Origin of the sequence: Nocardioides astragali, assembly GCF_024436375.1 — a bacterium.
Taxonomy (GTDB): Bacteria; Actinomycetota; Actinomycetes; order Propionibacteriales; family Nocardioidaceae; genus Nocardioides; species Nocardioides astragali.
In genome coordinates this window covers 229,633-240,716 of sequence record NZ_JAFMZM010000007.1, presented here as the reverse complement: position 1 = coordinate 240,716, position 11,084 = coordinate 229,633, and the positions used below count along the sequence as shown (strand labels likewise).

The 11,084-nt window shown below is 71.9% G+C and carries 12 protein-coding genes; 2 read left to right on the top strand and 10 right to left on the bottom strand.

Features of this window, described 5'->3' with window-relative positions:
• Positions 1–5 precede the first annotated feature (5 nt).
• From panD to J3P44_RS22940, 5 genes are all read right to left on the bottom strand, one after another.
• The gene (panD, locus tag J3P44_RS22960) at positions 6–422 is read right to left on the bottom strand and encodes an aspartate 1-decarboxylase (protein WP_255892832.1); all 417 of its coding nucleotides are present in this window, start codon (positions 420–422) and stop codon (positions 6–8) included.
• Complete coding sequence (gene panC, locus J3P44_RS22955) at positions 422–1,399, bottom strand: pantoate--beta-alanine ligase (RefSeq protein ID WP_255892831.1); 978 nt, start codon at positions 1,397–1,399, stop codon at positions 422–424. The genes panD and panC overlap by 1 nt, the downstream gene beginning before the upstream one ends.
• Before the next feature lie 67 nt (positions 1,400–1,466).
• Entirely contained in the window at positions 1,467–2,375 is a 909-nt protein-coding gene (locus J3P44_RS22950; RefSeq protein WP_255892830.1) for a Rossmann-like and DUF2520 domain-containing protein, read from the bottom strand.
• A gap of 199 nt (positions 2,376–2,574) precedes the next feature.
• On the bottom strand, positions 2,575–3,525 hold the full coding sequence (locus J3P44_RS22945; RefSeq protein WP_255892829.1) for a glycosyltransferase: 951 nt from the start codon (positions 3,523–3,525) through the stop codon (positions 2,575–2,577).
• Complete coding sequence (locus J3P44_RS22940; protein WP_255892828.1) at positions 3,522–4,631, bottom strand: sulfotransferase family protein; 1,110 nt, start codon at positions 4,629–4,631, stop codon at positions 3,522–3,524. Before J3P44_RS22940 ends, J3P44_RS22945 begins: the two co-directional genes overlap by 4 nt.
• 58 nt (positions 4,632–4,689) lie before the next feature.
• On the opposite strand from J3P44_RS22940, the gene J3P44_RS22935 reads away from it, so the two are divergent.
• Positions 4,690–5,802: a glycosyltransferase family 2 protein gene (locus tag J3P44_RS22935; protein ID WP_255892827.1), complete on the top strand. Its 1,113-nt coding sequence runs from the start codon at positions 4,690–4,692 to the stop codon at positions 5,800–5,802.
• A 15-nt stretch (positions 5,803–5,817) separates the two neighbouring features.
• On the opposite strand, the gene J3P44_RS22930 is transcribed toward J3P44_RS22935, so the two are convergent.
• The 3 genes from J3P44_RS22930 to J3P44_RS22920 all read right to left on the bottom strand — a co-directional run bounded on the left by J3P44_RS22930 (position 5,818) and on the right by J3P44_RS22920 (position 8,291).
• Complete coding sequence (locus tag J3P44_RS22930) at positions 5,818–6,774, bottom strand: glycine betaine ABC transporter substrate-binding protein (RefSeq protein WP_255892826.1); 957 nt, start codon at positions 6,772–6,774, stop codon at positions 5,818–5,820.
• 63 nt (positions 6,775–6,837) lie between these two features.
• Positions 6,838–7,596 (bottom strand): ABC transporter permease, encoded by a 759-nt coding sequence (locus J3P44_RS22925; RefSeq protein WP_255892825.1) that lies wholly within the window; start codon positions 7,594–7,596, stop codon positions 6,838–6,840.
• Positions 7,596–8,291 (bottom strand): ABC transporter permease, encoded by a 696-nt coding sequence (locus tag J3P44_RS22920; protein ID WP_255892824.1) that lies wholly within the window; start codon positions 8,289–8,291, stop codon positions 7,596–7,598. Before J3P44_RS22920 ends, J3P44_RS22925 begins: the two co-directional genes overlap by 1 nt.
• Positions 8,292–8,294: 3 nt before the next feature.
• Between J3P44_RS22920 and J3P44_RS22915 the strand changes: the two genes are divergently transcribed.
• A complete protein-coding gene (locus J3P44_RS22915) occupies positions 8,295–9,311 on the top strand; it encodes an ABC transporter ATP-binding protein (RefSeq protein WP_255892823.1) in 1,017 nt (338 codons plus the stop codon).
• 15 nt (positions 9,312–9,326) lie between these two features.
• Here J3P44_RS22915 and J3P44_RS25670 read toward each other — a convergent pair whose 3' ends face one another.
• A complete protein-coding gene (locus J3P44_RS25670) occupies positions 9,327–10,418 on the bottom strand; it encodes a GNAT family N-acetyltransferase (RefSeq protein ID WP_255892822.1) in 1,092 nt (363 codons plus the stop codon).
• 60 nt (positions 10,419–10,478) lie between these two features.
• Positions 10,479–11,075: a hypothetical protein gene (locus J3P44_RS22905; RefSeq protein ID WP_255892821.1), complete on the bottom strand. Its 597-nt coding sequence runs from the start codon at positions 11,073–11,075 to the stop codon at positions 10,479–10,481.
• Positions 11,076–11,084 lie beyond the last annotated feature (9 nt).

The following is an 11,084-nucleotide window of genomic DNA, read 5'->3' as shown; positions in this document are numbered from 1 at the left end:
GCAGGCTAGCGAGCGAGGAAGTCGCCGCGGGTCAGCGCCTTGTCACCGAACGTCTCGGCGGGGTCGAAGCCGGTGGCCATCACCTTGTTGTCGGCGTCGACGAAGACCACGTGCGGCTTGAGCTCCTTGGCCTCCGCGGTCTCCATCTGGGCGTAACCGATGAGGATCACCACGTCGCCGGGGTGCACCAGCCGGGCGGCGGCACCGTTGATGCCGATCACGCCGGAGCCGCGCTCGCCGGCGATCGTGTAGGTCTCGAGGCGGGCACCGTTGGTGACGTCGACGATGTGGACGAGCTCGCCGGCCAGCAGGTCGGCGGCGTCGAGCAGGTCCTCGTCGACCGTCACCGAGCCGACGTAGTGGAGGTCGGCCTGGGTCACGGTGGCCCGGTGGATCTTGGACTTCATCATCGTGCGCAGCATCAGCTGTCCCTTTCTTCGTAGGTCGAGGCCGCAGGGGCGGTCCCCGCCGTCATGAGGTCCGGCGTCAGCCGGTCGAAGGCGATCGGCATGTTGTCGATCAGGCGCGTGGTGCCGACCCGCGCGGCCACGAGGATCCGGCCCTCGCCGGTCTCCGGGGCCTCGCCAAGGTCGGTCGAGGTGAGGGCGAGGTAGTCGAGCTCGAGGCCCGGCTCGACGTTGAGGATCGACATCGCGGCCCAGCGTGCGGCAGGTACGCCGTACGGAGCACGCTCCTGTGCCACCCGCAGCGCCCGGCTGAGCGCGACCGCGGTCCGGCGCTCGGTGGCATCGAGGTAGCGGTTGCGGCTCGACATCGCCAGGCCGTCAGGCTCGCGCACGGTCTCGGCGCCGACGATCTCGATTCCCATGCAGAGGTCGCGCACCATCCGGCGGATGAGGGTGAGCTGCTGGTAGTCCTTCTCGCCGAAGACCGCGAGGTCCGGACGGACCAGCCCGAACAGCTTGGCGACCACGGTCAGCACCCCGTCGAAGTGCCCCGGACGTGAGGCACCGTCGAGGATCTCGCCCAGGGCGCCGGGTGCGACCGTGACGCCGTCGCGGACGGAGTCGTGGCTGAAGCCGCCGGGGTACATCTCCTCGACGCTCGGCGCGAAGACCACGTCGGCCCCCTCCGCGGCACAGACCTCGAGGTCGGCGTCGAGCGTCCGGGGGTAGCGGTCGAGGTCCTCGGTCGGGGCGAACTGCATCGGGTTGACGAAGATGCTCACCACCACGGGGCCGGCCGTGGCTTCGCGGGCGGTGCGGATCAGGCTGGCGTGACCCTCGTGGAGGGCGCCCATGGTCGGCACGAGGCAGACGCGCTCGTCCTCAGGAGGGCGCCCTGCGCCGGTCTCGACGCGCCTACCCGACCGGCGCGCGTGCGCCAGCAGGTCGGCCAGCTCCTCGCGGGTGCTCGCGAGGACGGGGCTCGAGGTCATCGGGGTCCCCGCGAAGTCGTCGGGCGGAGGAGCGCAGCGGAGGAGAACGAGAACTTCGTGGGGTGGTTCATCGCGCCTGCTGGCCGAGCGGAGCCGCGGCCGATGCCTCTGCTGCGTCGAGCACCTGCAGCATCCTGCGGGCACGGATCGGCAGGAGCCGGCCGTCGGTGACGGCCCGGTCGAGGGTGGCGCGCGCCATGGTGACGTACGACGCCAACGTCTGCGGCGCGTCGGCGACCAGGCCGGCGACGTGGGCCCGCACGGTCTCGACGTCCCCGCGCACGATCGGACCTGTCAGGGCAGCGTCGCCGCCCTGCTCGAGCGCGTTGTCGAGGGCGGCGGTCAGCAGCGGGCGCAGCGTGGCGGCGGGGTCCTCGGCTCCGGCTGCGGAGAGGATCTCCATGGCCTCGGCGACGAGGGTGACGAGGTGGTTGGCGCCGTGCGCGAGGCCGGCGTGGTAGAGCGTACGGCGGTCCTCGGGGACCCACATGGCACGTCCGCCGAGGTCGTCGACGAGGCCCTCGATCAGCGTGCGGTCGGCCTCGGCGGCCGTCACGCCGAAGACGCAGCCGGCCAGGCGCGGCAGGTCGACCGCCGTGCCGGTGAACGTCATGGCGGGGTGCATGGCGAGTGTCAGGGCGCCGACCTCACGGGCGGGCTCGAGCACGGCGAGCCCGTGGCGGCCGCTCGTGTGCACGACGACCTGGCCCTCGCGGATCGCGCCGCTCGCACTGAGCATGGTGACGACGTTGGACAGCATGTCGTCGGGGACCGTCAGCAGCAGGAGGTCGCACGCGCGGGCGACGTCGGTGGGCTTGGCGACCGGGACGCCGGGAAGCAGCGCCGCGATGCGTCCACGAGAGGCGTCGGACTCGCCGGCGGCGGCCACGATCTCGTGCCCGGCGGCGCGGAGGCCCGCGGCCAGCACGGCGCCGACGCGGCCGGCACCGACCACGCCGATCTTGAGCTTCGTCATGTCGACCTCTTCGTTTCAGTCCCTCGCGGGTACCGATCTACTGCGATCAACCTCGACCCTACGCCCGCGGATTCCGTGGTGGAACGGATCGGGAGCGTGACGCGCGCCACGCCACCCGTGGGTATCTAGGGAGGTTCTGGTCGTAAGAACGCGCTCCGGGCCTACCAAAAGGTCCCTAGATATCCGCCGGGGGCATGAGTCAGGCGCGCAGGTGCAGCTTGGCGTGGTCGGGGTCGTCGACCACGAACGGGCGCGGGGCACGCGGCAGCCAGGCGTGGGTGACGTGGTCGACGACGTGGACGCCGTCGGGGGCGAGGATCTCGACGACGCCCTCGGGCACCTCGCCCGAGTGCAGGGCGTTCCAGACCAGCCACTCGCGGCGCTTGCGGCGGTTGCGGATCGAGGTCGCGAACGACTCCGGGTTGGTCCAGTGGGCGAACTCGTCGCCGTCCAGCCACTTGAGCTCGACGCACAGGCCCTGCGGCAGCGCGAACTGCTCGATCCGGTCAGGCGTGGTGCGGATCTCCCACTCCGGCGCCTTGGAGTAGACGAAGTCAGGGCCCATCGGGAAGCCCCACTCCTCGATGTTGCGCAGGCCGAGGTCGAGGAAGGCGCGCCGGTCGGACTCGATGTAGAGCCCGTGGCGCGGGAAGCGGATGACCGCCTCGGCCATGCCGACCTGCCAGGACAGGTCGGCCATCGACACCTCGCCCTCGGTGGTGAGGACCATGTCGCCGTCCCACTTCCACGAGTAGCGGGTGCGGACGTGGGAGAAGCACCAGTTGTAGAAGTAGGCCAGCGAGTGGACCGAGCGCTCGTTGACCGCGAGGTGCTCGGCGCCGGCGCGGGCGACCTGGAAGGGGTACTCCTTCAGCGTGAAGTGGTCCTCCAGGCCGTGCGCAGCGGCCACGCGCAGCGCCTCCTCACCCGTGCCGTCGTCGGACCCGTTGTCGACCATCAGGACGTGGTCGCAGGCCCGCAGCAGCGGCGGCAGCACGAACCGCAGGCCGGGGGCCTCGTTCTTCACCCGCAGCACTGCGGTGGCGCCGCGGCGCAGTCCCCCGGGCTGGTTCCACGGCCAGACGATGTCGAAGTCCGTGTGGCCCTCGAGGTTGGTCAGCCCGTGACCCGAGCCGATCGGGACCGTCACTGCTCGTCGCCCGCCGAGTCGCGCGTGCGGCCGAGCGCCTTGCGCACCCCGCGGCGTACGGACGGCGGGATGGCAGCGCGTACGTCGTGGGGAACCCGGTCGGTCAGCGAGCGGGGCGGCGCTCCTTGGGCACCTTCGGCGAGCGCACGGCGGCGGGCCTGGAGACGGGCGTGCTCGGCCGTGGAGCGGCTCATCGCCTCCGCCTCCTCGTAGAGCTCGACGTAGGCGGCGCGGAGCTGGTCGAACGTCGCGTGGGCGTCGGCGGTGTCGCTGCCCTCGACGGCCAGCTTGTTGAGCTCCTCCCACGTCTGGCCGGTGAGGTCGTGCAGGCGCTTGGGCAGGGCGAGGTCGTCGAGCGTGGCGGTGACCCGGCGCAGGTCGGGGTCGATGAAGCGGTGCACCTCGCGGATCTGGTCGCTGCGGGTGTGGATGATCGTCTGCAGGTCGAGGGCGTGGCCCAGTGCGGTGGTCGTCTTCACCCAGTCGCTCAGCAGGTCCTCGTAGCGGACGAACACGCGGCCGCCGTCACCTTCGGCGGGGCGGGTGGCGCGCTCGGTGTGCAGCAGCATGTTGACCCAGCTCGCGGCGAGGTGGGCCGAGCCGAGCTTGTTGGCGTAGTACTTCTGCTTCGAGCCGACCACCTCCGCCGGCGGGCGCAGCATCGTCGCGAAGACCGGGGTGGCGCCGGTGCGGATCGCCGCCACGCGCCACAGGCCGAGGAACCAGCTCAGCCGGGGGTCCTTGACCACCAGCTCGGGGTGCTCGGCGAAGTGCGGCTCGAGCCACTCGCTGACCCGGATCCGGGCGGGCTCGCGGCTGCAGATGCGGCCGGTGTCGAACCACGCGTTGGGTCGCGAGTCGCTGACCTGCACGAGCGCCTCGGCCAGCCACTCGTCGTGGACGTCGACCACCCACTGCGGCTCGCTGAAGCCGCGCGGGTTGGAGTCGTCCGGGGGTACCTCGGGCAGCGGGACGTGCATGCCGAGCCTGGACACGATGCCCGCCAGCGTGCTGGTGCCGCTGCGTCCGGCACCGGCGACGAACAGGACCTTCCGCGGCACTCCGTCGGGGTTCATCTCGTCGATCGCTCTGGCCTGCTCAGTCACGGCAGGGAGCCTACCGGCGGCACGGGCCGCCCCTCCCGTCCGACTAGGGTCTCGGCCCATGAAGCGGTTGTTCTCCCGGGCGCCCCTCCTCGGCGTGGTGATCCCCGCGTGGGGCGTGGAGGACTACCTCGACGACTGCATCCGCTCCCTCCTGGCACAGACGCACCGGCGCTGGGAGGCGGTGATCGTCGACGACGGGTCGACCGACCGCACCGGCGAGATCGCCGACGAGTGGGCCCACCGAGACAGCCGGATCACCGTGATCCACTCCGTCAACGGCGGCCTGGGCGCAGCCCGCAATCTCGGCGTCCAGCAGGTGCGCGGCGACTACCTCGCCTTCCTCGACTCCGACGACGTCCTGCCGTCGACGGCGTACGCCGACCTGGTGGGGGCGCTCAGCGAGTCGGGCTCCGACTTCGCCACCGGGTCGATCGTGCGCTGGGAGGACGGCGACCACGTCGAGCCGCCCTGGATGCGACGTCTCCACCGGCCGCTGCGCGGCGCCCGGGTCGAGGACCGGCCCGAGATCCTCGGCGACGTGTTCGCGTGGAACAAGGTGTGGCGCCGCTCCTTCTGGGAGGCGGCGGGGCTGGCCTGGCCCGAGGGTGTGCGCTACGAGGACCAGCCCACGACGACCCGGTCGTTCCTCGAGGGAACATTCGACGTGCTGGACGAGGTCGTCTACCGATGGCGGATCCGGGAAGGGTCGATCACCCAGACCCGCGCCTCATCGGTGCAGGACCTGTCGGACCGCTGGGAGACCAAGCGACAGGCCCTCGCATCGGTCCGGGCGCACGGGTCGGCGGAGGTCGAGGACGTCTTCGTCGACCGGGTCCTGGCCGGCGACCTGTGGCGCTACTTCCTGCTCGTGCCGGGAGCGTCCGAGGCGTGGTGGCGGCTGCTGCGCGCCGGCGTGCTCGAGTTCTGGGGCCAGCGGTCCCTCGTGCACAGCGGCCTGCCGCCGGTCCACCGGCTCGCGGGCTGGCTCGTCGAGCAGGACCGCAGGGCGGAGGTGAGCTCCCTCATGGAGTGGGCGAGCGCACTCGAGGGCCCTCCCCCACGCGCCCAGGACGTGGCGACCGGCGACTGGCGCCTCTCGGTGCCGCACTCGGTGGTCGACGAGGCCACCGTGGATCCCGCAGCCCTCAGGCTGCGGGACCACGAGGTGTGATCTCGACTGCTCAGCTCAGAGCAGGCCTTCAGACTCCAGGAACTCCTGAGCCACGTCGGCGGGCTGCTCGCGGTCGATCTGGACCTGGACGAGCAGCTCCGCGAGCGTCTCGTTGTCCAGCGCGGCCATCAGGTCGTTGAGCGGCCCCTCGATGTCGGGGTGGTCGGCGAGGAACTCCGACGACACGGCCGGGACGAGGTTCTGCGCGGGCTGGATGCCCTTGTCGTCCTCGAGGAGCAGCAGGCCCTGGTCGGCCAGGGTCCCGTCGAGAGTGCTCGTCTGGCCGAGCTGGGCCTCCCCGTCGAGCACCGCCTGGAAGGTCTCGGTCGAGGCGTAGCCCAGCGGCTCGAGGGTGACGTCGATGCCGTAGGTGTCGACGAGGCCCTTCTCGCAGTCGGCGCGGCCCTTGCAGTCCGGGGCGGCCGCCAGCGTGACTGCCTGGCCCTCGAGGTCGGACAGCTTGGTGACGCCCTCGGCGTCGGAGAACTCCTGGCTGGTGAAGTAGCCGTTGGCGGAGAACGCCTCGGAGGGCTCGAGCAGGGTGATGCCCTTCTCCTCCAGCAGGGACGCACCCGCGTCGACGGTCTCCTGGGCGTCGCTCGTGGAGATCGGCTCGGCGTCAGGACCGTTGGCGTCGGTGTTGAGCTGGTCGATGATGCCGGCGACGTATTCAGGAGCGATCTGGACGGCGTCGGGCATCTCGTTGAGATAGACCGGGCGGGAGTCGACGAGGCGGGTCTCGACCTCGTAGCCCTCCGCCTCGAGGACCTCCTGGTACATCGCGGTGACGAGGGCAGCCTCGTCGAAGGCCTGGCTGCCGATCACCACGGAGGTGCCCTCGCCGGAGCCCCCGGAGCCGGAGCCCGAGGTGGGGTCGTCGTTGTCCTCGGCGAGGTCGTCGCCGGCGCAAGCGGTCAGCAGCGCCGCGAGCGCCAGACCAGTGACCGCCATGAGCGGACGTCGTAGGGGCATGTCGTCCAACCTTCTGTGTCCCGTGGCGAAGCCACGCGTGTCCGGTGATGAGAGCGGTGCCGCTCAGCCCCCGGTGGGAGCTTCCGTCACCGTAGCCGAGCGCACCGACAGCGCATCATCACGATCTGGCGACGGTGACTGCGGCATCGGGTCGACCGCACGTTGCAGGGTCGCGGCGGCGAGCTCGAGGACCAGCGCCACGAGGGCGACGACGACCGCGCCGGCCATGCCCTGGGCGTAGTCGTTGCGGGCGAAGCCCTCGGTGATGATCCGGCCGAGCCCGGGCCCCGCGACGAGGGCCGCGATGGTGGCCGTCGCCCACACCTGCACCAGCGCGAGGCGTACGCCCGACGCGACGACCGGCAGCGCCAGCGGCAGCTCGACCCGCCAGAAGCGCTGCCCCTCGGACATCCCCATGCCGTCGGCGGCCTCCAGCACATCCTTCGGAACCTCACGCATCGCGACGTAGCCGTTGGTGATGAGCGGCGGGAGGGCGAAGAGCACGAGGGCGATCAGGGTCGCGAGCCCGGCGCGTCCGTAGGGGCCGAAGTCCGCCGACCCGGGCCAGTCGGCGGCGACCAGGAGGGCGAGCAGCGCGAACGTCGGCACGGCGCGGCCGACGTTGGACACGTTGACGGCGAGGAAGCCGCCACGTCCGACGTGCCCGAGCCAGAGCGCGAGCGGCAGGCCGAGCAGCATCGCCGCGACGAGCGCCGTCGCGGTGAGCAGCAGCTGCTCCAGCAGTCGGGCGACGAAGCCGCCACCACCCGACCAGTTGTCGGCGTCGAGGAGGTAGTGCCAGGTCTCGGCGAACAGCTCCATCAGCGCGCCCCCTGCGTCCACGGCGTCAGCACCCGTTGCACCACCACGAGCACGACGTCGAGCAGCAGCGCCAGCACGACGCACAGCACGGCTGCGGTCATCAGCTCGGCGCGGAAGTCGCGCTGGACGCCGTGCGAGATGAGGTCGCCGAGTCCTCCGTAGGACACCAGGGTGCCGACGGTCGTGAGCGCGATCGTGGAGACCGCCGCGACGCGCAGCCCGGCCATCGCGACGGGCAGCGCCAGCGGCAGCTCGATGCGGGTGAGCATCCGTGCCCGGCCGTAGCCCAGGCCGCGCGCCGCCTCACGGACGTCGTCGGGCACGGAGCGCAGGCCGTCGAGGAGCGCCCGTACCAGGATCGTCAGCGCGTAGAGCCCGAGCCCGATGACGACGGTCGCCGGGGCGAGGCCGGTGAAGGGCACCAGCAGTGGCAGCAGGGCCAACGAGGGGATGGTGTAGAGCCCCGCGCTGAATCCCAGCACCATCGACTCGAGTCGCGTGTGGCGACGGGCGAGCAGCGCGAGCGGGAAGGCCAGCAGAACGCCCAGCAGCAGTGCGGCGACGGTGATGGCGACGTGCTCGAGGAGGGCATCGATGATCTGGCCGCGCCGGTCGTCGACGTACTGCCAGCAGAACCACTCGTTGACGAACCGGCTGTAGCAGCTCGGCTCCGCCGCGCTCACCAGTAGGGTCACCGCATGGACGCTACCGCCTCCTCGGCACCACCGGCCTCACCCGTCGCGGACGACGCCGAGGCGATGATCCGTCTGGAGGGGGTCGGCAAGACCTACCCCGACGGGACGGTCGCGGTCCACGAGCTCGACCTCGAGGTGGCTCGAGGCGAGATGGTCTGCCTGGTCGGTCCGTCGGGCTGCGGCAAGTCCACGACGCTCAAGATGATCAACCGGCTCATCGAGCCGACGACCGGCCGGATCTGGCTCGACGGCAGCGACGTCACCGACGTCGACCCGGTCGAGCTGCGCCGCGGGATCGGCTATGTCATCCAGCAGATCGGCCTCTTCCCGCACCAGCGGATCGAGCAGAACGTGATGACCGTGCCGCTGCTCTACGGCGAGTCGAAGGCGACCGCCCGCGAGCGCGCCCACGAGCTGCTCACGACGGTGGGGCTCGACCCCGAGCTGTACGCCCGGCGCTACCCCCACGAGCTCTCGGGCGGGCAGCGGCAGCGCGTCGGCGTCGCGCGGGCGCTGGCCGCCAATCCCCCGGTCCTGCTGATGGACGAGCCCTTCGGCGCGGTCGACCCGGTGGTGCGCGGCCGGCTGCAGGACGAGTTCCGACGGCTCCAGGCCGAGCTCGGCAAGACAGTGGTGCTGGTGACCCACGACATCGACGAGGCGATCCGGATGGGCGACCGGGTGGCGGTCTTCGCCGCGGGCGGCCGGTTGGCCCAGTACGCCACCCCGGCCGAGCTGCTGGCCCACCCCGCCGACGAGCAGGTGGCCGACTTCGTCGGCGCGGGCGGCCTGCGCACCCTCACCGTCACCCGCCTGCGTGAGGAGCACCTCGAGCCGATCGACGGCGTCTCCGCCGGCGAGCTCGGCGCGGCGATCGACATCGACTCCTCGCTGGAGGACGCGCTGGCCGCGATGCTGCGTGACGACAAGCCGATGATCGGTGTCAGACGCGGCCCGCGGTTCCTCGGCGTGCTCACTCCTGCCGGGGTGCACCGCGCGCTGCGGGAGTCGCTGCGCTGAGCGGTCAGGGTCGGGTCAGCTGACCGGCACATCCCGGTGCCAGGACTCCGTGACGTACTTCGTGCCCCAGCCCATCGCGGTGTAGAGCCCGTCGGCCCCGGTCGGTGAATCGGCGTCGACCTCGAGGCCGACACGGTCGCGCCCGCGGGCGGCGGCGTCCGCGATGATCGTGCGCAGGAGGCCAGTGGCGACGCCGCGGCCGCGGGCGGACTCGAGCACGCCCAGGTAGGAGACGTACGACCCCGCCGGTCCGGTGGCCGACTCGCTGACCGTCCCGACCAGGGCGCCCGCGGGCTCGACCACGTGGTCGCCCTCCTCCCTGACGATCTCGGCGAGCCACCAGTGGTCCCAGCGGTGACCGGGGTCCTCACGCAGCCGGTGGATGAACTCGTGGAAGGTCTCCTCCGCGGAGTTGAAGTGGTCGGTGAACGCGCCCTCGAGCACGTCGTGGATCGAACGGAGGTCCGCCTCGTCGGGCATCCCGTCGCCCTGCCGCTCCACCAGCCGGAAGACCACGCCCTTGCGCTCCCACCGCTCCGGGTCGGGGACCAGCTCGGCCTCCTCCGCCTCCACCGAGCGGCTCATCTGCCACCAGGTGCGGACCTTCTCGAAGCCGGCATCGGCCAGCCAGCGATGCTGCCGCTCGTCGTCGGCGAAGGAACCCGTGTCGATCTGCTGCACCGAGCGGCCGCGGGCCGCGCCCACCGACCTGGCCTGCGCCTCGGCCCACTCGAAGAGCACGTCGCTGCACCTGTCGGCCAGGGGCTCGTCGAGCTCGCGGTCGACGACGTGGACGAACAGCATCCGCCCCTCGGCGCGGTCGTGCACGCTGCCCCACGCCTGGATCCGGCCGGCCGGGTCACGGACGACGAGGTTCTCGCGCATGGCCGCGCCGCGCTCGGAGACCTCCACCAGCACGTCTTCCTCGCCCGAGCCGGCCCAGCCGCGACCGGCACGCTCGTGGTCGCGCAGCAGCTCGGTCAGCCTCTCGACGGTCGCGCGGTCGTGCCCGTCAGGCGTCTCGGCGACCCAGCCGTCGGGGAGTCCGGGGTCCTCGGGCAGGACGTCGGTTGGGTCGCTCTCGAACCTGTTGTCCTCGGGGATCACGGGCAACCATTGTTCCGCACCCCGGGGGGTGGTGCCCCCGGGTGGGGTGGCGTACGTCGATCAGGCGCTGCGGTGCGCGCGCTGAGCAGCCGCGGCGCGCAGCGACTGGACCTCCGCGCGGAGCACGTCGATCTCGGCCTCGAGCTCGGCGACCGCCACGATCGCCTCGGCGGCACGGGTCTCCGCGTCGTCGCGACCTCGCTCGGCGGCGTCGGCCCGACGGGCCTCCTGACCGCGCTTGAGGGTCTGCTCGGCGGCGTTCTTCTGAGCCGACGAGAGGGCGCGCTCGAGCACGTCGATGGCCTCCTCGCGGTCGGAGATCTTGCGCCTCATGTCAGCGGCGAAGGCCGCCGACTCAGCCGTACGACGCTCCGTGAGCGCGCGGTAGTCCTGGGCCTGGACGGCGCGGTCCTGCGCTGCCTCGCGGCGCGACGCCATCAGCTCGGAATGGGTGATCCGGGTCGCGGCGGCGCCGGCGAGCAGGGCCACGACTGCGGCGATCGCGGTCAGGCCGGCCGACGAGGACACCAGGGCGCCGATCACGACCGCGGCAGCCACGGCGAGAAGGGCGACGGCGACCACCAGGCGCGTGCTGCGCTGGCGGCGGCGAGCGGGCGTCCGGGACGCCTGTGACTGCTGGGGCTGCTGGGAAGGCATGAGGTCAGA